The organism is Bradyrhizobium sp. Pha-3 (genome assembly GCF_042258325.1).
Taxonomy (GTDB): domain Bacteria; phylum Pseudomonadota; class Alphaproteobacteria; order Rhizobiales; family Xanthobacteraceae; genus Bradyrhizobium; species Bradyrhizobium elkanii.
Genome location: NZ_CP170151.1, coordinates 4,693,297 through 4,715,176, shown reverse-complemented (window position 1 = coordinate 4,715,176; position 21,880 = coordinate 4,693,297). Strand labels below are relative to the sequence as shown.

General features: G+C 65.5%; 17 protein-coding genes. 5 read left to right on the top strand and 12 right to left on the bottom strand.

What is annotated here, in order from left to right:
- Positions 1-21: 21 nt before the first annotated feature.
- Positions 22-1,533, top strand: a complete 1,512-nt coding sequence (locus ACE10X_RS22050; RefSeq protein ID WP_038386321.1) for an AMP-binding protein — start codon at positions 22-24, stop codon at positions 1,531-1,533.
- Positions 1,534-1,640: 107 nt separating this feature from the next.
- Complete coding sequence (locus ACE10X_RS22045) at positions 1,641-2,867, top strand: GGDEF domain-containing protein (RefSeq protein WP_304555432.1); 1,227 nt, start codon at positions 1,641-1,643, stop codon at positions 2,865-2,867.
- 63 nt (positions 2,868-2,930) lie between these two features.
- Here the strand turns inward: ACE10X_RS22045 and ACE10X_RS22040 are convergent, their stop codons facing one another.
- From ACE10X_RS22040 to ACE10X_RS22020, 5 genes are read right to left on the bottom strand one after another with little or no spacing between them, the layout of a single operon-like run.
- Complete coding sequence (locus ACE10X_RS22040) at positions 2,931-3,866, bottom strand: arginase family protein (RefSeq protein WP_080583432.1); 936 nt, start codon at positions 3,864-3,866, stop codon at positions 2,931-2,933.
- Positions 3,863-5,119, bottom strand: coding sequence for a M20/M25/M40 family metallo-hydrolase (locus ACE10X_RS22035; RefSeq protein ID WP_375762842.1), 1,257 nt, complete (start codon positions 5,117-5,119; stop codon positions 3,863-3,865). The genes ACE10X_RS22040 and ACE10X_RS22035 overlap by 4 nt, the downstream gene beginning before the upstream one ends.
- The gene (locus tag ACE10X_RS22030) at positions 5,106-5,771 is read right to left on the bottom strand and encodes an amino acid ABC transporter permease (RefSeq protein WP_018271600.1); all 666 of its coding nucleotides are present in this window, start codon (positions 5,769-5,771) and stop codon (positions 5,106-5,108) included. Before ACE10X_RS22030 ends, ACE10X_RS22035 begins: the two co-directional genes overlap by 14 nt.
- Positions 5,772-5,779: 8 nt before the next feature.
- A complete protein-coding gene (locus ACE10X_RS22025; protein WP_051003103.1) occupies positions 5,780-6,574 on the bottom strand; it encodes an ABC transporter substrate-binding protein in 795 nt (264 codons plus the stop codon).
- 27 nt (positions 6,575-6,601) lie between these two features.
- On the bottom strand, positions 6,602-7,378 hold the full coding sequence (locus tag ACE10X_RS22020) for an amino acid ABC transporter ATP-binding protein (RefSeq protein ID WP_038386315.1): 777 nt from the start codon (positions 7,376-7,378) through the stop codon (positions 6,602-6,604).
- Between the two features lie 191 nt (positions 7,379-7,569).
- On the opposite strand from ACE10X_RS22020, the gene ACE10X_RS22015 reads away from it, so the two are divergent.
- Entirely contained in the window at positions 7,570-8,475 is a 906-nt protein-coding gene (locus tag ACE10X_RS22015; RefSeq protein ID WP_080583431.1) for a LysR family transcriptional regulator, read from the top strand.
- 25 nt (positions 8,476-8,500) lie between these two features.
- Here ACE10X_RS22015 and mfd read toward each other — a convergent pair whose 3' ends face one another.
- Both mfd and ACE10X_RS22005 read right to left on the bottom strand, forming a co-directional pair.
- Positions 8,501-12,019 (bottom strand): transcription-repair coupling factor, encoded by a 3,519-nt coding sequence (gene mfd / locus ACE10X_RS22010; protein WP_304555439.1) that lies wholly within the window; start codon positions 12,017-12,019, stop codon positions 8,501-8,503.
- Positions 12,016-12,306, bottom strand: a complete 291-nt coding sequence (locus tag ACE10X_RS22005) for a succinate dehydrogenase assembly factor 2 (protein ID WP_028332052.1) — start codon at positions 12,304-12,306, stop codon at positions 12,016-12,018. Before ACE10X_RS22005 ends, mfd begins: the two co-directional genes overlap by 4 nt.
- A 142-nt stretch (positions 12,307-12,448) precedes the next feature.
- On the opposite strand from ACE10X_RS22005, the gene recG reads away from it, so the two are divergent.
- Positions 12,449-14,557 carry an ATP-dependent DNA helicase RecG gene (gene recG / locus ACE10X_RS22000; RefSeq protein ID WP_038386313.1) on the top strand — a complete coding sequence of 703 codons (2,109 nt, stop codon included), beginning with the start codon at positions 12,449-12,451 and terminating at the stop codon, positions 14,555-14,557.
- 17 nt (positions 14,558-14,574) lie between these two features.
- Here the strand turns inward: recG and ACE10X_RS21995 are convergent, their stop codons facing one another.
- From ACE10X_RS21995 to ACE10X_RS21980, 4 genes are all read right to left on the bottom strand, one after another.
- On the bottom strand, positions 14,575-15,372 hold the full coding sequence (locus tag ACE10X_RS21995) for a DUF502 domain-containing protein (protein WP_038386312.1): 798 nt from the start codon (positions 15,370-15,372) through the stop codon (positions 14,575-14,577).
- A gap of 105 nt (positions 15,373-15,477) precedes the next feature.
- On the bottom strand, positions 15,478-17,304 hold the full coding sequence (glmS, locus tag ACE10X_RS21990; protein WP_375762841.1) for a glutamine--fructose-6-phosphate transaminase (isomerizing): 1,827 nt from the start codon (positions 17,302-17,304) through the stop codon (positions 15,478-15,480).
- A 175-nt stretch (positions 17,305-17,479) separates the two neighbouring features.
- Positions 17,480-18,127 (bottom strand): hypothetical protein, encoded by a 648-nt coding sequence (locus tag ACE10X_RS21985; RefSeq protein WP_157788042.1) that lies wholly within the window; start codon positions 18,125-18,127, stop codon positions 17,480-17,482.
- Positions 18,124-18,396, bottom strand: a complete 273-nt coding sequence (locus tag ACE10X_RS21980) for a hypothetical protein (protein WP_038386307.1) — start codon at positions 18,394-18,396, stop codon at positions 18,124-18,126. The genes ACE10X_RS21985 and ACE10X_RS21980 overlap by 4 nt, the downstream gene beginning before the upstream one ends.
- A 396-nt stretch (positions 18,397-18,792) precedes the next feature.
- Between ACE10X_RS21980 and ACE10X_RS21975 the strand changes: the two genes are divergently transcribed.
- On the top strand, positions 18,793-20,760 hold the full coding sequence (locus tag ACE10X_RS21975; protein ID WP_038386306.1) for an oleate hydratase: 1,968 nt from the start codon (positions 18,793-18,795) through the stop codon (positions 20,758-20,760).
- 169 nt (positions 20,761-20,929) lie between these two features.
- Here the strand turns inward: ACE10X_RS21975 and ACE10X_RS21970 are convergent, their stop codons facing one another.
- A complete protein-coding gene (locus ACE10X_RS21970; RefSeq protein WP_038376465.1) occupies positions 20,930-21,724 on the bottom strand; it encodes an adenylate/guanylate cyclase domain-containing protein in 795 nt (264 codons plus the stop codon).
- Between the last annotated feature and the right edge of the window lie 156 nt (positions 21,725-21,880).

Below are 21,880 nucleotides of genomic sequence, written 5' to 3'. Positions count from 1 at the left end.
GATGCAACCGACGTTGAACCCGTGAACCAGTCGATCACCTCGCCAACGCTCGATACCCTGTTCAAGCGCACTTTGGCGCGGCAGCCCGAGGCGCTGGCGCTGGTCGACCCGCTCAACAAGCAGCGCATCACCGGACAGACCCGCAAGCGCCTGACCTATGTTCAGGCCGATCGCGCGATCTCGGCGATCGCCGCCCACTTCGTCCAGAGCGGATTGCCGGCCAACACGGTGATCGCCGTGCAGCTGCCCGGCACGGTCGAATTCGCCCTGACGGTCCTCGCCGCGCATCGGGTCGGCCTCGTGGTGGTGCCGCTGCCGCTGCTGTGGCGGCAGGCCGAGCTGACGTCCGTGCTCAACCGCACCGCGGCGCGGGCGATCGTCAGCTGCGGCCGGATCGACGGCGTCTCCTATGCCGACATCGCCATGAACGCCGCGGCGGAAGCCTTCTCGATCCGCCATGTCTGCGGCTTCGGCACCGATCTGCCCGAAGGCATGGCCTCGCTCGACCAGGCGATCCTGGAGGACACCCGGGCCTCGCGCCCGATGATCGAGGACGGCCGCAAGCCGGCGCTGATCTCGTTCGACGTCACCAGCGAAGGTCTTCGTCCGGTGCCGCGCGCGCATTTCGGCCTGATTGCCGGCGGGCTCGCGATGTCGCTGGAGAGCGATCTGCCGCCAGGTGCCACCATCATGTCGGCGTTCGCGCCGATGTCGTTCGCCGGCATCTGTGCGTCGCTGGTGACCTGGCTGCTGTCGGGCGGAACGCTGGTGCTGCACCACCCGTTCGACGAGGAAGCGTTCGAGACCCAGTTCAACGATCACACCTGCAACGCGCTGATCGCGCCGGCGCAGCTCGCGCTGCGGCTCGACGAGCGCGGCCTGTCGGAGCGCCTGCCCAGCCTGCGCAACGTGATCGGCCTCTGGCGCACGCCGGAGCAGGTTGCCTCCAGTGCGCGCTGGAGCTCGCGGCCGGTGACCATGACCGACGTCTATCTGTTCGGCGAGGCCGGGCTGTTCGGCGCCCGCCGCACCGCCGAGGACGGATCGCCGGCCCTGATCAAGCCGGGGCCGCACAGCGCGCCGCGCGAAGCGGCCGGCGCATCGATCGCCGGCGAGATCCTGCTGACGCCGAAGGGCACGCTCGGCCTGCGCGGCCCGATGGTGCCGGTCGCCGCCTATGCGCCGCCGCCTCCGCCCGGCGACAGCCTGATCGCGCCGCCGCTGCGCGATTTCGTCGACACCGAATATGCCGCGCGGGTCGATCGCGCGACCGGGGCCATCAACATCACCGCGCCGCCGTCGGGGGTGATGACGGTCGGCGGCTACCGCTTCCTCGCCCAGGAGCTGCAGGAGTGGTCGCGCCGCCTCGGCCAGGGTGCGCTGCTCACGGCATTGCCGGACCGTCTCAGCGGCCACCGGCTGGCCGGACGGGCGCAGGACAATGCGCGCGCCCGCGACGCCCTCACAGAACTTGGGCTTAACCCCTTGATGGTCGAAGCATTTCGCGACCGTGGTGGCGCCGGGGTGAGTTAAAATCTTATCATTGCGTTAGTCTTATCATTGTGTTGACGCCGCATTAAGCCATGCGAACTAGCATCGCAGCCGTTTGCTGATCTTAAGCATTGGTTTCGAGCGTTCGAATGTCCCAACAAGGTCCGGTCCTCATCGTATCGGCGTCGACAAAGCCGTCGTTTGCCGCAGTCCTCGATGAGATGAAACTGTTCCCGGTCGTGGTCAGCGACTGGAACGAGGCCGGACGGGCCATCGAGCAGGTCAAGCCGGCAGCGATCATCGCGGCCGCCGAGGGCGTCGACTTCGTCACCCTGTCGGGTCTCGCCAAGCGCGCCGCCGCCCGCGCTCCGTATCTGCCGCTGATCGCGGTCGATCCTGCGACCACCCTGCCCGACACCGTGATCGCATTCTTCCAGAACAAGGGTCTGCCGGATCGGCTGGTCGCCCGGCTCAACGCGTCCTTACGCGTTCGCGGCCTGCATGCCACCGTGATGCGCCGCCTGGTGCCGCCGGCACCGATCGCCCTGTCTGACATCGATCCGATCGGAGAGGCCACCGCGCTGTTGATCGGCCGCGGCGGCGCCTACCCGACGCTGTCGGTCGCGCTCGGCGAACGCGCCGGCGTGGTCGGCGCGCTCAGCATCGAGGCCGCCGCCAAGCATCTCTCGAGCCGCGATATCGACGGCATCGTGCTGGCGGAAGGCTTCACGCCGCGGGTGATGGATGCGTTCCTGACCGTGCTGACCGAGGATGTCCGCTTCCGCCCGTTGCCCGTGATCGTCGCCTCGGGCGAGGTGACGCCGCGATACGAGCTGCCCAATCTCGAGATCGTCACGGCCGGGCCGACGCGCATCGCCGACATGGCGCTGCCGATGATCCGCCAACACGCCTTCGAGGCGCGGCTCGGCCGCATGCTGAAGGCGATCGACGCCAAGGGCCTGATCGACGCCCGCACCGGCCTGCTCACCAAGGCCGCGTTCGAGCGCGACTTCGCCACCGCCGTCTACCAGACCGCCGAGCGCGGCGGCGCTCTTTCGGTGGCGCGCTTCACGTTCGACGACACGCAACCGCGCGCGCAATTCGACGGCGCGCGGATCATCAGCCGGCTGATGCGCCGGGCCGATTTCGGCGCGGTGCACGACGACCGCTCGCTCGTCGTTGCGTTCGCCGGCACCGATCTGCGCAATGCGCAGGCGATCACGCGGCGACTCGCCAGCGTGATGCGCCACACCCAGAACGGCCGCCGCGACACGCGTGCCGAGCCCGCCGTCAGCGTCGCAACGCTGATGCCGGGCGACTCCGCGATCTCCTTGCTCGGGCGCCTGTTCGGAACGCCGGAGCGCGCGGCGTCGTAAGGCCCGCGGATTTTATGGCACGGTCATCGCCGGCGCAGCATAGCCCATCAAGCCGCTGCGATTTCAGTCCGGCAACAGCCCCATGCCCGCGGCAAGCAGCACGAGAGCCTCCATGATCATATGGGCGCAGAGCTGGGCGGCCATCCCCTGAACGTCCTGTGGCGGGCTGACCGTGTTGAAATCCATCGCGACGATATTCAAGCCTGAAAGGCTGCGCAGCAATTCGATCCCCTCGCGGGCCGACAGGCCTCCCCAGGCGGGCGTGCAGACGCCGGGAGCGACCGATGGATCGAACACATCCATGTCCCAGCACAGATAGACCGGTCGCGCGCCGACGACCTGGCTGAATTCCGCGACGGTCTGCGCGAAACCGCGCCGCATCAGCTCCTCGATCGTGACGACGCGAAATCCGAGCGACCGCGTATGTTCGAGCACACCCGGGCAATAGGTGAATCCGCGCACGCCGACGTGCCAGGATCGGCCGGCGTTCACCACGCCTTCCTGCGCCGCGTTGGTGAATTGCGTGGCCGCATTGTACCGATCGTCGGGCGTGTACGGATATGCATCGGTATGGCTGTCGATATGCAGCGCGACGAGATCCTTGTGATACCGGGCGGCGGCGCGCATCAGCGGAAGCGAGACCGAACCGTCGCCGCCGATCCCGACCGGCACCGCGCCAAGCTCGAGAATCCGACCGGCGGCAGCCTCGATCTTCACAAAGGCGTCTTCGATGCGTCCCGGCACCAAGGCAACATCGCCGGCATCGACCGCACCCAGCAATGACAGCACGTCGACGTCGGCGAGCGACGGATGATAGCGGCGAATGAGCCGCGACTCCCGCCGGACCTCCAGCGGGCCTTGCCGGGCGCCGACGCGGAACGGATGCGTGCCGCAGTCGAACGGCACGCCGAGCACGGCAGCGCGGCTGCCCGGCCGCGGCAACCCCGCCGGCAATCCCATGAATGTTTCCGGACCCACGAAACCCGCCACGTCGCTCATTTTCTGTTCTCTCTTGTCAGCATGTCGAAGGCGGTCAGCGCGTGCACGCGGGAGACGGTCGCCAGTTCGGCGATCTCCGCGTACTCATCCGGCGCGCCCATGTTGTGAGGAGTCGGCCCATAGACCACCGTCGGGATTCCGGCCATTCGAAACCAGCGCGCATCGGAGCCGCCGACGCGCATGTTGATCGCCGGCGCCCCGCCGATGATGTCCGTCGCCGCCGTTGCGCAGCGCGTGACGATCTCGTCACCGGGGCCGGTGTGATTGGGTTCGAAGCAGCGCAACACGCGCCATGTGATGCCGGGCAGATCGAGCACCTCCCGCAACAGCGCGAGAACCGCTGCCGACGTGACGCCGACCGGCAGACGCAGGTCGATGGCCGCTCGCGCCTGGCTCGGCACCAGGTTCGGCGACGAACCGCCACTCACCGTTCCGATGTTGACCGTGACGCTCGACAGGACATCGGATTCGCCGGCGCCGCACAGCGGTTCGGAGACAGGCCTTGCACGGCGGATGGCGTCGGCGACATTGACCGGCATCGCAACCGCCAGGCTGCGCAGCTCACTCACCCTGTCCAGCGCTTCGCGCAAGCGATCGATCGCATTGATGCCCAGATGGACATGCGCGCCGTGCGCCGCGCTGCCCTCCGCCTCGATCTCGATCCAGAGGAATCCCTTCTCGCCGAAGCGCAGCACCATCGGTGAACCGGCGTCGCCAATGATCACGGCGTCGCCGCTGGCATGGGAGACCTGGTCGAGCAGGTATTTGGTCCCGTATGGACCCATACTTTCCTCGTCGCCGGCGAGCGTCAGCACCACCTCTCCCGCCCATGCCTCGCGTTGCTCGGCCAATGCGGCCATCGCGGCCATCGATGCCGCGATGCCGCCCTTCATGTCGGCAGCGCCGCGGCCGTAAAGGCGGCCGCCTACGACCTCTCCGTCGGGATTGACCGACCAGCTCATCCGCTCGCCCAACGGATAGGTGTCGAGATGGCCGTTGAACACGATGCGGCGGCCGGGGGCATGGCCCTTGATCCGCGCGACGACGTTGACGATCTCGGCTGTCCCCGGATGCAGCTCAACTGCAACGCCAGGCACATGCGCCCTGAGAAGATCCGCCGCCAGCGCCGCCACGGCGCGCGTGTCGCCGTCCGGATTTGGCGACGGCACTCCGATCAGCCGCATCGCCAGCTCGACGACCTGGCTGGTCCGATCGCTCGAAACCGCGCGGCGAACTTGATCAACGTCGTGCAAGGCGCGCTTCCCATATGCGGATTGAGTGGGTGAGCGGCCAGCAGATCGCGAAATACACCACCGCGATGAAGGTGAATATTTCCAGCGGCCTGAACGTCGACGACGACAACTCCATGCCGCGCCGCGTGACCTCACCGACCGACACCACGGACGCAAGCGAGGAATATTTGATGAGCTGGACGAAATTGGCGGCCAGCGGCGGCAGCACGCTGCGAATCGCCTGCGGGCCAACGATCCGCACAAAGCTCTGCGCGGGCGTCAGGCCGAGCACCTGCGCCGCTTCGCGGTGCCCGACCGGAACGGTCTGGATGCCCGCTCTGAAGACCTCGGAGATGAACACCGCCGAATAGAGCGAGAGACCGAGGATCGACGCGGCCAGCGCATCGATCCTCACATTGAAGACGATCGGCAGCACGTAATAGACCCATAGCAGCTGCACGAGGATTGGCGTATTGCGGACAATTTCGCCGACGGAAAGCGCGATGATGCGCGCGAAGCGGAAACGGGACATCTGCATGATCGCGATGACGAGCCCCAACAGGGTCGCCACCACGAGCGTGACAATTGAAATGAACAGGGTCATTTCCATGCCGGAGGCAAGAAAACCCAGATTGTTCGGGATGACGTCCCAGCGAAAGCTGTAGCTTTGCATCTGATGTCTCAAGGCGCGACGATCGGTCCGAGCTTGTTCTTCTCGGCGGCGGCCTTGAGCCGGCCGTCGAGCTTGATGGTGCGAACGAACAGGTTCACGTAGTTCAGCCAGATCTGGTCACCCTGGTTCATGACATAACCGTAGGGCGTCACGGACAGGTTTTCCGGCGGCGCCACCGTCGTGGTCCAGTCGAACTGGGCATTCATTTTGATCGAGGCCGGATAATCGGTCATGACGACGTCGACGCGTTGCGCCATCAGCTCAGCCTGGGTCGTGGCCGGAGGCGCAACCGCGACGGTCTTGGCGTTCTTGAAGTAGGACCGCATGAAGTTCTCGACATAGCTGCCGAGCGAGACGCCGGCGTTGACGCCCGGCTTGTCGATATCCGCCCAGGATGTGATCGGGCCGCCCTTGCGCACGACGGCATAGACGCCGCTCGTCAGATACGGGTCCGAGAACGCGACGGCCTGCGCACGCTTCATCGTCGCCCCGACGCCGAACATGCCGAGATCGCATTTGTTGGCCTGCAAGTCGGCGATGAAACTGCCAAAGCTGGTCTCGACATAGTCCAGCTTCACGCCCATGTCCTTTGCCAGCTCCTTGGAGAGGTCGATGTCGATCCCCTCGAGCTGTCCGCTATCCGGATTGCGGAACGAAATCGAATAGTACATGGGCCAGATGCAGACCCTGAGTACCCCGCTCTTGGTGATCTCGTAGAGGCGCGATTGCGTCTGCTGGGCAGCCGCCGGCGTCATCGAGAGAAAGAGCGCGCAAACGAAGGCAAGTCGGCGCAGATTTGGCATGAGCTTCAATCTCCTGTCTTGCAGTGATCACTCGTCAAACTGATTGAGAAAGCGCTTGGCGCGCTCGGTCGTCGGACGTTCGAAAAAGGCGGCCGGCGTGCCGTGCTCAACGATCATCCCCTCGTCCATGAACACGACATGGCTCGCCACGCGCCGGGCGAAGCCCATCTCGTGCGTCACCACGAGCATCGTCATGCCTTCGAGCGCGAGCGTGCGCATGACCTGCAGCACCTCGCGGCGAAGTTCGGGGTCGAGAGCCGACGTCGGCTCGTCGAACAGGAGTATCTTCGGCTGCATGGCAAGCGCCCGGGCGATCGCAACGCGTTGTTGCTGGCCTCCGGACAGCCTGGCCGGATAGGCATCGCGCTTCGCCTCCATGCCGACCTTCTGAAGCAGCCGTTCGGCCGTGACGACCGCCTCATCCCGGCTGACGCCGCGCACGCGCATCGGGGCCTCGATGATATTTCCCAGCACCGTCATGTGCGGCCACAGATTGAACTGCTGGAACACCATTCCGATTTCCGGCCGCACCTTGCGGGCAGCGAGCCGCACATCCGACGATGGCCGGGCCTGCGAGACCGTCGCCCCCTCCATCACGACGCGCCCGTCGGAAGGAGCTTCCAGCAGCGCCATGCATCGCAGAAGGGTCGTCTTGCCGGAGCCGCTTGGACCGATGATGCAGGTCGACTGCCCGGTGCCCAGCGCAAGATCCACGCCGTTCAGAACGGTGTGGGCGCCGAAGCGTTTGACCACCGCCTCGGCGGCCAGGACCGACGCGGCACATGATGCGTGGCTGGTGTTCATCCCCGCAGACCCTCCAGACGAGTTCATTTCGAAACATAAGCAAATATAATGCCAATGCTCGTCACGCTCAGATTGCGGTAACATTATCTGGAATCTCGCCGGCGTGATGTGCGAAAATTCCCTTGTATTATTGGCGTTTCCCTCCATGCTCATACCACGAGCAGCATCGAAACGATATATAGATATTGATTATGGATCGTCGTCTTATTGAGATTTTCCATGCTGTTATGCAGCATCGATCGGCAACCGAGGCCGCGCGCGCACTCGGCATATCGCAGCCGGCTGTGAGTACGGCCTTGAAACGGCTGGAAGCGGATGTCGGGTTTGCGCTGTTTCGCCGGGAGAGCCGCCATATCGTGCCTACGCCGGAGGCGCATCTGCTGCACAACGAAGCGATCCGGGCGCTCGCCGGGTTTGCCGAGCTGGAGGACGCCGCTGCCGGGATCTCCGCAGGCAAGCGCGGCGTTCTGACGATCGCGAGTCCGGGACCTGGGATAGTCTGGCTTCCGGGCGTCGTCAGCCGCTTCCAGCGGGAGCGCCCGTCAACAACGATCAGGCTCCTGACCCGAAGCTCCGAGAATGTCCGGAGCCTGGTCTCGGCGCGTGCATTCGACTTCGGAGTCGCCGAGCCGCCGTTCGACCGCACCAATGTCGTGCTGCGGCGCTACCGGATGTCGCTGGACTGCGTGCTGCCTGCAACGCATGCACTGGCTGATCGGAAAGTCGTCACTCCCGATCTTCTCGAACGACATGATCTGATCATCACCTCGCAGAGCCGATCGACCTATGCCGCGGTATCGCGCGCCTTCGAAGCCAGCGGTACGCCGTTTCATCCGGCGATCGAGTGTGAATTCTTCGCCGTCGCGCTCAACCTCGTCATCGATGGCGCGGGTGTCTGCCTCGTCGACGCGCTCAGCGCGTCCGAAACGCTCAGGCGAACCAGCGGTGCGAGCGCGCTCGTCGTCCGCCCCTTCGCGCCGGCGATCCACTACGAGGTCGGGGTCCTCAAGCCGACGATCGGCGAACTCAGCGTTCTCGCCGAGCAGTTCCTGAAACTGCTCGACGACCACGTTGCGCCATATTTGATCCGATCCTGAGCGGGGGCTCGCGTCGAACCGCGTGTCAAGCCGCCTTCTTGCTCTCCGCGAGGTTGGCGAGCTGGCGCAGGATCTCGGTGGTGCCGGCGAGGCGCTCTTCCGGCGTATCCCACTCCTGGAAGAACACCACCTTCATGTCGGGCCGCACCTTGGCGGCCTGGCCGTGCTGGCGAATGAAGCTCACCAGCCGCTCCGGATGGGCAAAGCTGTTGTCGCGGAATGCGATCACGGCGCCCTTCGGGCCGGCGTCGACCTTCCCGACATTGGCCCGGCGGCAATAGGCTTTGATCGCCGCGACCTTGAACAGATAGCGGACTTCGTCGGGCAGCACGCCGAAGCGGTCGCGCATCTCGGCGGCGAAGGCGTCGATGTCCTCGTCGGTGTCGAGATCGGCGAGCCGACGATACAGCGACAGCCGCACGCTGAGGTCGTTGACATAGTCCTCGGGGATCAGGACCGGCATGCCGATCGTGATCTGCGGCGACCAGCGGTCGGCAGCCGGCTCGGCGACGCCGGCCTTGAGGTTGACGATCGCCTCCTCCAGCATCGACTGGTACAGCTCGAAGCCGACTTCCTTGATGTGGCCGGACTGCTCTTCGCCGAGCAGATTGCCGGCGCCGCGGATGTCGAGGTCGTGCGAGGCGAGCTGGAAGCCGGCCCCCAGCGTCTCCAGCGATTGCAGCACCTTGAGCCGCCGCTCCGCCTGCGCCGTGATCTTCTGCTGTGCCGGCAGCGTGAACAGCGCATAGGCGCGCAGCTTGGAGCGGCCGACGCGGCCGCGCAGCTGATAGAGCTGGGCAAGGCCGAACATGTCGGCGCGGTGCACGATCAGCGTGTTGGCGTTCGGGATGTCGAGACCGGACTCGACGATCGTGGTCGAGAGCAGGATGTCGTATTTGCCGTCGTAGAACGCGGACATGATGTCCTCGATCACGGTCGGCGGCATCTGGCCGTGGGCGACCGCGACCTTCATCTCCAGCACGTTCTTGTCGAGGAAGTCCTTGACGCCGGCGAGGTCTTCGATCCGCGGCACGACATAGAACGCCTGCCCGCCACGGTAGCGCTCGCGCAGCAGCGCCTCGCGGATCATCAGGGGATCGTGCGGCGCGACGAAGGTGCGCACCGCAAGGCGATCGACCGGCGGCGAGGCAATGATCGAGAGCTCGCGGACGCCGGTCAATGCAAGTTGAAGGGTGCGCGGGATCGGGGTTGCCGACAGCGTCAGCACATGGACCTGGGCGCGCAGCTGCTTCAGCCGCTCCTTGTGGCTGACGCCGAAATGCTGCTCCTCGTCGACGATCAGCAGGCCGAGATCCCTAAACTTGATGGTCTTGCCGAGCAGCGCGTGGGTGCCGACGACGATGTCGACGCTGCCGTCGGTGAGCCCCTTCTTGACCTGGTTCAACTCCTTGGTCGACACCAGCCGCGAGGCCTGCGCGACATTGACCGGGAAGCCGCGGAAGCGCTCGGTGAAGGTCCGCGAGTGCTGGCGCGCCAGGAGCGTGGTCGGCACCACGACCGCGACCTGCCGGCCCTCCAGCGCCACAGCGAACGCCGCGCGCAGCGCCACCTCGGTCTTGCCGAAGCCGACGTCGCCGCAGATCAGGCGGTCCATGGGGCGGCCGATTTCGAGGTCCTTCAAGGTCGAGGTGATGGCCCCTAACTGATCCTCGGTCTCCTCATAGGGGAAGCGCGCGCAGAACTCGTCATAGACATGCGGCTGCAGCGGGAATTTCGGCGCCTCGTGCAGCTGCCGCTCGGCCGCGATCTTGATCAATTCGCCCGCGATCTCGCGGATGCGGTTCTTGAGCTTGGCCTTGCGCGCCTGCCAGCCACCGCCGCCGAGGCGGTCGAGCTCGACATTGGCGCTGTCGGAGCCGTAGCGCGACAACAGCTCGATGTTCTCGACCGGCAGGAACAGTTTTGTTTCGGCGGCATAATGCAGCTCGAGACAGTCATGCGGCGCGCCGGAGACTTCCAGCGTCTGCAAGCCGACGAAGCGGCCGATGCCGTGCTCGACATGGACCACGAGATCGCCGGTCGCAAGGCTCGTCACCTCCGAGATGAAATTGTCGAGCTTGCGGCTCGCCTTGCGCGGCCGCACCAGGCGGTCGCCGAGAATGTCCTGCTCGCTGATGACGGCGAACTCGTCGGTCTCGAAGCCGGATTCCATGCCGAGCACGGCCAGCATGGTTTCGTTGCGCGGCGTCGCCTGCACGATCCGCCAGGTGTTGACGCTGGTCGTGTTCAAGAGCTTGTGGTCGCGCAGCATCGCGCCCATGCGGTCGCGCGAGCCCTCGCTCCACAGCGCGATCACCACCTTCTTGCGCTGGCTCTGCAGCGCGCCGACATGACCGACCACGGCCTCGAACACGTTGACGTTGGTGTCGGCGCGCTCGGGGGCGAAATTGCGGCCCTGCCGCGCGCCGGCGTCGAACACGTCGGGCGAGCCTTCCGGCACCGCGAACGGCGTCAGCCGCGCCAGCGGCGCATCGCCGAGCAGCCTGGTCCATTCGGCCTCGGTCAGATAGAGCTGGTCCGGCGGCAGCGGCTTGTAGATCGCGCCGCTGCCGGGATGCTCCAGCGCCTCGCGCCGCGCGTCGTAGTAGTCAACGATCTGCGAGAAGCGCTCGCGCGCGGCGTCCTCGCCCTGCGGCTCGATCGCGACCGTCGCGCCGTCGAGATAGTCGAACAGCGTGTCCATCCGCTCCTGGAACAGCGGCAGCCAGTGCTCCATGCCGGGATGGCGCCGTCCTTCCGAGACGGCTTCATAAAGCTGATCGTCGCGCTCCGGCGCGCCGAACGCCGCGACATAGCCCATGCGGAAACGCCGGATGGTCTCGGTGGTGAGCTGGAATTCGGAGACCGGCACGAGGTCGAGCCCGCGCATGTCGAGCAGCGTGCGCTGGGTCTCGGCATCGAAGGTGCGGATCGACTCAAGGGAGTCACCGAAGAAGTCGAAGCGCACCGGCTGGTCGAGGCCGGCCGGAAACAGATCGAGGATGCCGCCGCGCACGGCATATTCGCCGGGCTCGCGCACCGTTGACGAACGGGTGTAGCCATTGTGCTCGAGCCAGGCGACGACCGAATCCATCGGCACCACATTGCCCGGCGCAACCGACAGCGCTTGCGCTGCGACCTGATCGCGCGCCGGCACCCGCTGCACGGCGGCGTTCACCGTGGTCAGCACGATCAGCGGCTTGTCGCTGCCGACCAGCCGCGACAGCTTTGCCAGCGCGGTCAGCCGCTGCGCCAAAATGCCGGAATGCGGCGAGACGCGGTCATAGGGCTGGCAGTCCCAGGCCGGAACCTGCATCACGGCGATATCGGGCGCGAAGAACTCCAGCGCGCGGGCGAGCTGCTGCATCCGCGCGCCGTCGCGGCACACCACGGCAAGGCTGACCGCCGGACGCTTCGGCTGCGCTGCGATCGCGCGCGCCAGATCCGAGATGACGAGCCCCTCGGCGCCCTCGGCGACGTTGGCGATGGTCAGCACCCGGCCGGGCGCGAGCATCGCGGCCGGTGATTTCATGGGCTGTTTCATGCGCTGGGATCCGCGACCCGAAACGCCTTGATGCGGGCAAACAGCGCGGTCGCGTACTCTGCGGGAAGCACCTTGTCGCCGGTCAGCGCCGCGTAGAGGTCGGGATCCGGCACCTCGATCAGATGCTCGAGCTCGCCGAGCTCGTGGTCGGACAGTTCGCCAATGGTCGCGTCGGCAAAACGGCCGAGGATCAGGTCCATCTCCCGGGTGCCGCGGTGCCAGCAGCGAAACAAAAGGCGCTTGCGGCGGTCATCGAGCCCGCTGCTCGATCGTGTCGATCCCGTCATGTCCCAAAATCCATCCAACGCCAAAAGCCCGGACGTGCCGGGCGGGCTTGATATAGCCGTGGCGACGGCCGATGTCAGCCCTCATTCGCCGCGTTTTGGGGTTTCCTTGCGCGCATGCCGTGAGTCGTGTGTAAAGGCACCGATGCGCCCAGCCCTGCTCAATCCGCTGTTTGCCCAGGTCACGACCCTGCAAGGGGTAGGCCCGAAGCAGGACAAGCTGCTGCGCTATCTGCTCGACCGCAGCGAGACGCCGCGGCTGGTCGACCTGCTGCTGCATCTGCCGGCGAGCGTGATCGACCGCCGCGCCCGGCCGAAGATCCGCGACGCCGCGGTCGGAACCATGGTGACGCTCGAGGTCACCGTCGACCGCCATCGCCCGCCGCCGCCACGCAATTCGCGCGCGCCCTACCTCGTCTATGCCAGCGACGATACCGGCGACGTCGTGCTGACCTTCTTCCGCGCCCAGCCCGGCTATGTCGAGAAGCTGCTGCCGGTCGGCGAGAAGCGCTACGTCTCCGGCACGCTGGCGATGTATGACGGCATCCCGCAGATCGTGCATCCCGATCGCGTCGTCGATGAAGCGGGCTTTGCGAAACTGTCCGGCATCGATCCGGTCTATCCGCTGACCGAGGGCCTTGCGATCGGCTCGCTCCGCCGCGCCATCGCGCAGGCGCTGACCAGGCTGCCGGATCTGCCGGAATGGATCAGCCCCGAGGTGCTGCGCCGCTGCAACTTCCCGCCGATCAGGGAGGCGCTGACCCGCGTGCATGTGCCGGTCGAGCTGACCGACATCCTGCCCGACGGCCCGTTCTGGTCGCGCCTCGCGTTCGACGAGTTGCTCGCCGGCCAGCTCGCGCTCGCCCTGATCCGCGCCACGCTGCGCCGCCCTGCCGGTGTGCGCAACGCCGGCGATGGTCATCTGCGCCGGAAGATCATCGATGCCCTGCCCTATGCGCTGACCAGGTCGCAGCAAGAGGCGGTCGCGGCAATCATCACGGATCTGCAGCAGCCGGTGCGGATGCTGCGCCTCGTGCAGGGCGATGTCGGTTCCGGCAAGACCGTGGTGGCGCTACTGGCGGCTGCCGCAGTCGCCGAAGTCGGCAAGCAGGCCGCGCTGATGGCGCCGACCGAAATCCTGGCGCGCCAGCACATCAAGACCATCGCGCCGCTCGCCGAGAGCGCCGGCCTACGCGTCGCCATCCTCACCGGCCGCGAGAAAGGCAAGGAGCGCCGCGAGCTGCTGGCACAGCTCGAGGCCGGCGAGATCGATCTCCTGGTCGGCACCCACGCGCTGATCCAGGACGACGTGATCTACAAGGCGCTGGCGCTTGCCGTGGTCGACGAGCAGCATCGCTTCGGCGTGCGCGAACGCCTCGCGCTGACCTCCAAGGGCGAGGCCGTCGACGTGCTGGTGCTGAGCGCCACGCCGATTCCGCGCACGCTGGTGCTGACTTACTTCGGCGACATGGACGTCTCCGAGCTGCGCGAAAAGCCCGCTGGCCGTCAGCCGATCGACACCCGCGCGGTGCCGATGAGCCGGATCGAGGACGTCATGGACGGCGTCGGCCGCGCGCTCGCCGCCGGCAAGCTGGTCTACTGGATCTGCCCGCTGGTCGATGAATCGGAGGCCGAGGGCACCGAGCATCTCACCAACGCGACCGAACGTTTCGAGAGCTTGCAGAAGCGGTTCGGCGATCGTGTCGGCCTCGTGCACGGCCAGATGAAGGGCACCGAGAAGGATCGCGTGATGGCGCAATTCGCCGCGCATGAGATCGGCCTCCTGGTCGCGACCACGGTGGTCGAGGTCGGCGTCGACGTGCCGGCGGCGACCATCATGGTGATCGAGAACGCCGAACGTTTCGGGCTCGCACAGCTGCATCAATTGCGCGGGCGCATCGGCCGCGGCTCGGAAGCCTCGACCTGCCTTCTGCTCTACAAGGAGCCGCTCGGCGAGATGTCGAAGGCGCGGTTGAAAGTGATCCGCGAGACCACGGATGGATTCCGGATCGCCGAGGAGGATCTGAAGCTGCGCGGCGAAGGCGACGTTCTCGGCATCCGCCAGAGCGGCCTGCCCGGCTACCGCATCGCGCGCTCCGAGGTGCACGGCCAGCTGATCACCCAGGCCCGCGACGAGGCGCTGCGGATCATGAAGGACAATCCGAAGCTGAAGGGCGAGCGCGGCGAAGCGCTGCGCGTCCTGCTCTACCTCTATGAACGCGACGAGGCCGTGCCGCTGATCGGCGCGGGGTAGTATGGAGTGGCGCTTGCCTACTCCACCTTCGCCGGCGCGGGCTGTGTGGCAGGCTGCAGCGAGGCCTGGTTGGTCGAGGCCTGGCTGGCGATGCGCGCGGCATTGGCCATGCCGGCGAGCGCCGCGGCGCGCTTCTGATCGTTGGCGCCGGGCTGCACCACGCCGGCCGACATGATCAGCGTCGCGGCATCCTCGGTGCTCATCTCGATCTCGATGATCTTGCTCTTCGGCACATAGAAGAAGAAGCCGGTGGTCGGGTTCGGCGCGCACGGCAGGAATACCGAGATGTGCTCTTCCTCTCCGGGGAAGCTGGCGGCGAGCTCGGTGCTCGGCGCCTGCGAGATCAGCACGATCGACCACATGCCGGGCGACGGAAACTCGACCAGGCCGACGCGGCGAAAGCTCGAGCCGTTGCCGGAGAACAGCGTCTCGAACACCTGCTTCAGGCCGCGATAGATCGCGCGCACCGCAGGGATGCGGCCAAGCAGCCGTTCGCCGAGATCGACCAGGGTTCGCCCGATCAGGTTGGCGGTGAGGAAGCCGAGCAGCGTCAGCGCGATGACCGCGACGATCAGGCCGGAACCCGGCAGTCCGAACGGCAGATAGGTTTCCGGCCGGTAGGCCGTGGGCACGAACGGGCGGACCAGATTGTCGACCCAGTTCACGAACCACCAGGTCAGATACAGGGTGATCGCAACCGGACCGGCCACCACGAGGCCGGTGAGGAAATAGTTGCGAAACCGCGCCATCAGCCCGCGCGGGGCATCCGGGGGTGATTCACCGGTCGAGGCGGGAGGCACTTGGTTGGAGGTCATTGCGGTTCCAAGGTCGTCGAAGCGGCGTCGGAGGGGCCGTAGTCATCACCCAGCTAAGCCATTCTAGCAGCTTTTTGAAGGGCCGCGTGAAGCCGCGGCTTGCGACTATTCGACCGTGACCGATTTGGCCAGATTCCGGGGCTGATCGACGTCGGTGCCCATCACGACAGCGGTATGATAGGCGAGCAGCTGCACCGGAACGGCGTAGACGATCGGCGCGAAGGTCGCCCCCATGTCCGGCATCACGATCGTCACCAGCGACTGGATGGTCGCTTCCGCCGCGCCCTTGGCGTCGGTCATCAGGATGATCTTGCCGCCGCGGGCGGCGACCTCCTGCATGTTGGAGACGGTCTTCTCGAACACCTTGTCGTACGGCGCGATCACCACGACAGGCATGTGCTCGTCGATCAGCGCGATCGGCCCGTGCTTGAGCTCGCCGGCGGCATAGCCCTCGGCGTGGATGTAGGAGATTTCCTTCAGCTTCAGCGCGCCTTCCAGCGCCAGCGGATAGCTGGTGCCGCGGCCGAGATAGAGCACGTCGCGCGACTTCGAGATCTCGCGCGCCAGCTTCTCGATCTGCACTTCGGTGGTCAGCGCTTCCGACATCAGGCGCGGGATCTCGACCAGGCCATGCACCAGCTTGGCCTCGTCGGCATCGGACAGCTCGCCGCGCGCCTTGCCGGCGGCGACCGCGAGCGAGGCCAGCACCATCAGCTGGCAGGTGAACGCCTTGGTCGAGGCGACGCCGATCTCGGGGCCGGCGAGCGTCTGCAGCACGGTCTCGCTCTCGCGCGCGATCGTCGAGGTCGGAACGTTGACGACTGACAGCGTGTGCGCGCCCTGCGCCTTGGCGTAGCGCAGCGCCGCCAGCGTGTCGGCGGTCTCGCCCGACTGCGAGATGAAGATCGCAAGGTCGCCCTTGCGCAGCGGCGCCTCGCGATAGCGGAATTCGGAGGCGACATCGAGCTCGACCGGCAGCCGCGCCAGCCGCTCCAGCCAGTATTTCGCGACGAAGCCGGCATAGCTCGCGGTGCCGCAGGCCGTGATCGAGATGCGCTGGATATCCTTGAAGTCGAACGGCAGTTTCACCGGCATGGTGACGCGCTCGGTCGCCATGTCGACGTAGCGCGCGAGCGTGTGCCCGACTACTTCCGGCTGCTCGTGGATCTCCTTCGCCATGAAGTGGCGGTAGTTCGCCTTGTCGACCAGCGCGGTCGCCGTCGTGTGCTTGATCGCCTCGCGGTGGACGATGGCGTTGTCCTTGTCGAAGATCGTGGCGCCCTTGCGGTTCAGCACCACCCAGTCGCCGTCCTCGAGATAGCTGATCGTGTCGGTGAACGGCCCGAGCGCGATCGCGTCGGAGCCGAGATACATCTCGCCCTCGCCATGGCCGACCGCAAGCGGCGGGCCGTTGCGCGCGCCGATCATCAGGTCGTCCTCGCCGGCGAAGATGAAGCCGAGCGCGAACGCGCCGCGCAGCTGCGACAGCACCGCCCTCACCGCCTCGATTGGCTTGACGCCGCCCTTCAGCAGGTTGTCGACCAGATGCACCACGACCTCGGTGTCGGTCTCGGTCGAGAACGTCGCGCCCTTGGCCTCGAGTTCCTCGCGCAGCTCGCGGAAATTCTCGATGATGCCGTTATGCACCACGGCGACGCGCTCGGTGGCGTGCGGATGTGCGTTGTTCTCGGTCGGCCGGCCGTGGGTGGCCCAGCGGGTGTGGCCGATGCCGGTGTGGCCGCCGAGCGGCTTGGCCTCGAGCCGGGCTTCGAGGTTCTTCAGCTTGCCCTCGGCGCGGCGCCGCGCCAGGCCGCCATTCTCCAGCGTGGCGACACCCGCGGAATCATAGCCGCGATATTCCAGCCGCTTGAGCGAATCCACCAATTGCTCCGCGACCGGAGCGCGTCCAAGAATGCCGACGATGCCGCACATGCGGTTCAATGTCCCCAAAAATCGCCGAAAATTTGCCAAAGCGGCGACACGGTCCCTTAACGGGAATCGCCGGCCGCAAGATACTCAATAATTATTGCCGATTGCGACAGTCTTAAACGGCAAGGTTGATGCGAAAGGCTGGTTAATCGGGGCTAACCATTTTGGCAAGAGCGCGTCAGCGGGGACCCGCCGGCGCTGGCCACGGTTTCGCCTCCCAAATCGTGGTCCATTCTTGACCCGCGCCGCACGCAGGCGCGCTGACCTCGACGCGAACCACGACAAAGCTTTCGCGGTTGGTCACGTCCAGCCGATAGACATGCCGCAGGTGTCGGCTGGGACACAGGTCCGATCCGGTTTCGGCCTGAAACAAGCCGGCCTCCTCCCTCCATGTGATGAAACCCGGAGTGTCCGTCGTACCGAAGCCGTTCAGCGCGACGTACGGAAACTCCATTGGCTTTGGTCTGCTGACGTCGGAAAGATCGAACGCGCGATGCGATCCGGTCACGGAAAAGCGACAGAACATCAGCGCGAGACGGTGCCCGGCCACTTTCATGAAGCGAACCGGCAACTTCTCGATGTCATCCCTGTATTTGCAGCCGGATTGCTCGGCCGCAAGCGCAAGCATCCTTGGCACCAGGGCCGGATCGAAAACTTCAAAGTCCGTGCGTCCATTGGCAAGACTGCTCCATTCGCGAAGCGCCTCGCGTCGTACATTGATGCTCGAAGTTTCGTCGCCCCGTGCCACCGACACGAGCGACGGACCGGCCGTGAGAAGACCTCCGAGCAGCACCTTGATCAATCCAGCGATCAGCCGCGCGCTCACGGTTCCCATCCCCGGCCACGCCAGACGTCGCGGCACGTAGCCAGCATGCCGTGCAGTCCGTTCTTGAGGAAAAACAGATAGAGCGCGAACAGCAGCACGAAGCTGAGCCGATCGTCGCCCCAGGAAACGAACTCAGGTTGGTCGTGTGTCTTCCGGGACAGCACCGCCAGCTGTCTGGTCTCGGCCCATTGGCAGAGTCGTGCGGCGCTGAAGTACGTCACGAGGCTGCAAAAGACTCCAATCAAAGCGGTCGCAGCATGTTTGCGCATGACGTGTTTTGCCTCGTCGCCTCCTAAGAGCGATGAAACCGCAGACCGCAAACGTCGTTAACCACATCAATACGTCATTAACGCCTTTCGACGAGGCCAGCCGACGCCGGACGTCGTCGGCGCTCCCAGAAGGTACTCGGCGGCACGCCATGGCAGCGTATCCTCGGCACGCGGTAGAGACGCACCTACGATCCCGGACCGGTGCGCGGCGATCCGGTCGACCTCCCCAAATCACTGAAAATTTGCCGGCTCCGCGACACCCTCCCTTAACGAAGCATCGCCGGTCGCGCCGCGGCATCTTCTCCGCAACCGGGCCCGGGCCAGAAAATGACATGGCGAACTGCCAACATCGGCCCCACGGAGATCGCGAAAGCCAATCACGCAGAAAGGTCGCCAATGACTGATGTCGCAGCTTCCGGCACGCCCACCTTCGAGGTCGAAACCGACGCGTCCAGGCGCTACTGGCACAACGGGAGCCACAACACGCTGCCGCCGCCGGACATGATGGGCGCTTACATGCGCAACCGTCCCGTGTCGAATCAGCCGGTCGAAGCCCGCAAGGCCTGGATCATCGGCAGCGGCATCGCGGGACTGGCCGCGGCCTTCTACATGATCCGCGACGGCGGCATGAAGGGCGACGACATCACCATTCTCGACACCATGCACATCGAGGGCGGCTCGCTCGACGGCGCCGGTGATCCCGAGAACGGCTACATCATTCGCGGCGGTCGCGAGATGAACTGGAACTACGACAATCTCTGGGACATGTTCCAGGACGTCCAGGCGCTGGAATTGCCCGAGGGTTACAGCGTTCTCGACGAATACCGGCTCGTCAACGACAACGATCCGAACTTCTCCAAGGCGCGGCTGATGCACAAGCGCGGCCAGATCCGCGACTTCTCGACGCTCGGCCTGTCGAAGCCGCAGCAATGGGAATTGATCCGCCTGCTGCTGAAGCGCAAGGAGGATCTCGACGACATCACCATCGAGCAGTACTTCAGCCCGGGCTTCCTCGAGACCAACTTCTGGTTCCTCTGGCGCTCGATGTTCGCCTTCGAGAACTGGCAGAGCCTGCTCGAAATGAAGCTCTACATGCATCGCTTCCTCGATGCGATCGACGGGCTGAGCGACATGTCGGCGCTGGTATTTCCGAAATACAACCAGTTCGACAGCTTCGTCCGTCCGCTGGTGACGCATCTGCGCGAGCGCGGCGTCAAGGTGCAGTTCGATACCCGCGCCCACGATCTCGACATCAAGGTCGACGGCGATGCCCGCACGGTCACCGCGATCCACGCCAAGGTGGGCGGCGCCGACACCACCATTCCGGTCGGTCCGAAAGATCTGGTCTTTGCGCTCACGGGATCGATGACCGAGGGCACCGCCTATGGCGACATGGACCACGCTCCGGTTCTTCAGCGCGGCAAGCATGATCCGGGCGAGGCCAGCGACTGGACGCTGTGGACGAACCTGGCGAAGAAATCGCCGATCTTCGGCAAGCCCGAGAAGTTCTACGGCAATGTCGACAAGTCGATGTGGGAGTCGGTCACGCTCACCTGCAAGCCGTCGCCCTTCGTCGACCGGCTGAAGGAGCTTTCAGTCAACGATCCCTATTCCGGCAAGACGGTCACCGGCGGGATCATCACCTTCACCGACTCCAATTGGGTGCTCAGCTTCACCTGCAACCGGCAGCCGCACTTTCCGACCCAGCCGAAGGACGTCCTGGTGGTCTGGGTCTATGCATTGCTGATGGACAAGGAGGGCAACTACGTCAAGAAGCCGATGCCGGCCTGCACCGGCCGCGAGATTCTGGCGGAGCTCTGCTACCACCTCGGCATCGAGGACAAGCTGGATGCGGTAGTGGCGAACACCAAGGCCCGCCTCGCCTTGATGCCCTACATCACCGCGATGTTCATGCCCCGCGCGGCGGGCGACCGGCCGCATCCCGTCCCCGCGGGCTGCACCAATCTGGGCCTGATGGGCCAGTTCGTGGAAACATCGAACGACATCATCTTCACGATGGACAGCTCTGTCCGCACCGCGCGGGTCGCGGGGTACACACTGCTCAAACTCGCCAAGCAGGTGCCGGACATCAGCCCCACGCAATATGATATCCGGACCATCCTGAAGGGCGCCCGTGCCTTGAACAACAACGAACCGTTCCCGGGCGAACGCCTGCTGCACCGGCTGCTCGACAAGACCTACTACGCCCACATTCTTCCGCCACTGCTCGAGCCCGATTCCACGCGGCGAGGCAGTGCCGAGCGCGAGCTGGCGGGACTGCTCGGCAAGGGCGATCAGGCGCTCGGCGCCATCATCGGCTGGCTGGAACGGATTCGAGAGAACATCTCGACCCGCAAGGGCTAGAGCACGATCCGGGAAAGTGCGATGCGGATTTCCGAAAGGATCATGCTTTGACGATGGTCTGAACGGCGACGGCGGCTCAACCAGATATCATCGCGCTGTAGCGCGTCGAGCCATCAGCGTGTCGCGTCGGCGTTGATCGCAACGTCGACGTTGATCCTTGCCGGACGCCCTAATGCTCAACCCGGTAGAGCCGCCATCGCTCCGGCACACCTTTGAGCTGGTGCGCGCCGCGGTCCTTGAAGCGGATTTCGGACTTTGACATCAGGTCCTTGACGGCGCTCGAGACCAGCACTTCGCCGGCCCGCGCTTTCGCTGCGACGCGCGCGCCGATGTGAAACGCAAGACCGATCACCTCCGCCCCGCTCACCTGGTATTCGCCAGCGTGCAGTCCGACCCTGATCTCCAGCCCCAGCGTGCGCACGGACTCGCGGATTGCGGTCGCACAACGGATCCCGGCTGCCGGCGCGCGGAATGTCGCCAGCACCCCGTCCCCCGTCGTCACGACTTCCTTCCCCCGCAAGGCCTTCAGCTCCCTGCGCACAGCGACATAGTAGTGATTCATCACCGTCGCCCAGCGCGTGTCGCCGAGCCGCGCGGCCTTTTCAGTGGATCGGACGATATCGACATAGAGGATGGTGGCGAGCGCCTGCTTGAGCTGCGAGTCCCGATCGGCGGTTCGGCGCCGGTTCGCGATATTTCCAGCCAGCGGTTCATAGCGATGGCTGCGTCGCCGCGCGATGGCGGCCTTGGTGTAGTCCTGGGCGCGCTGCACCGTGCGGCAGCGAATGGTTTTTTCCTGCGGTGGAAACGTCCAGTAGACCTTTCGCCCGTCGCCCGCGCCATCAACCTGCACGGCGCCCCACTTCAGGAAAACCGTCGAGCCGGCCCGTCGAATGCACCATGCCTTCGACGTGTATCCGGAAACGTTCGACTGATGGACTCCGATGCGAAGGAATTTTGGCATGAGCGTCCGGCCGATCGAAGAAGCGTTTGGCAGCCTACCCAGGGTAAAGCGTAGCCATACATTCCCGCGTTGGCAACGGTGCAGGTTTACGGGCTATCGAGAATGCCGGACTGCGATGTCCACATCGGGTCACGCAAGCGGACGAAGGATTATACG

Coding starts and splice junctions, on each gene's coding strand:
- ACE10X_RS22045 (WP_304555432.1), top strand. CDS start 1,641: ATGTCCCAACAAGGTCCGGTCCTCATCGTATCGGCGTCGACAAAGCCG.
- ACE10X_RS22040 (WP_080583432.1), bottom strand. CDS start 3,866: ATGAGCGACGTGGCGGGTTTCGTGGGTCCGGAAACATTCATGGGATTG.
- ACE10X_RS22030 (WP_018271600.1), bottom strand. CDS start 5,771: ATGCAAAGCTACAGCTTTCGCTGGGACGTCATCCCGAACAATCTGGGT.
- ACE10X_RS22025 (WP_051003103.1), bottom strand. CDS start 6,574: ATGCCAAATCTGCGCCGACTTGCCTTCGTTTGCGCGCTCTTTCTCTCG.
- ACE10X_RS22020 (WP_038386315.1), bottom strand. CDS start 7,378: ATGAACACCAGCCACGCATCATGTGCCGCGTCGGTCCTGGCCGCCGAG.
- ACE10X_RS22015 (WP_080583431.1), top strand. CDS start 7,570: ATGGATCGTCGTCTTATTGAGATTTTCCATGCTGTTATGCAGCATCGA.
- mfd (WP_304555439.1), bottom strand. CDS start 12,019: ATGAAACAGCCCATGAAATCACCGGCCGCGATGCTCGCGCCCGGCCGG.
- ACE10X_RS22005 (WP_028332052.1), bottom strand. CDS start 12,306: ATGACGGGATCGACACGATCGAGCAGCGGGCTCGATGACCGCCGCAAG.
- recG (WP_038386313.1), top strand. CDS start 12,449: ATGCGCCCAGCCCTGCTCAATCCGCTGTTTGCCCAGGTCACGACCCTG.
- ACE10X_RS21995 (WP_038386312.1), bottom strand. CDS start 15,372: ATGACCTCCAACCAAGTGCCTCCCGCCTCGACCGGTGAATCACCCCCG.
- glmS (WP_375762841.1), bottom strand. CDS start 17,304: ATGTGCGGCATCGTCGGCATTCTTGGACGCGCTCCGGTCGCGGAGCAA.
- ACE10X_RS21980 (WP_038386307.1), bottom strand. CDS start 18,396: ATGCGCAAACATGCTGCGACCGCTTTGATTGGAGTCTTTTGCAGCCTC.
- ACE10X_RS21975 (WP_038386306.1), top strand. CDS start 18,793: ATGACTGATGTCGCAGCTTCCGGCACGCCCACCTTCGAGGTCGAAACC.
- ACE10X_RS21970 (WP_038376465.1), bottom strand. CDS start 21,724: ATGCCAAAATTCCTTCGCATCGGAGTCCATCAGTCGAACGTTTCCGGA.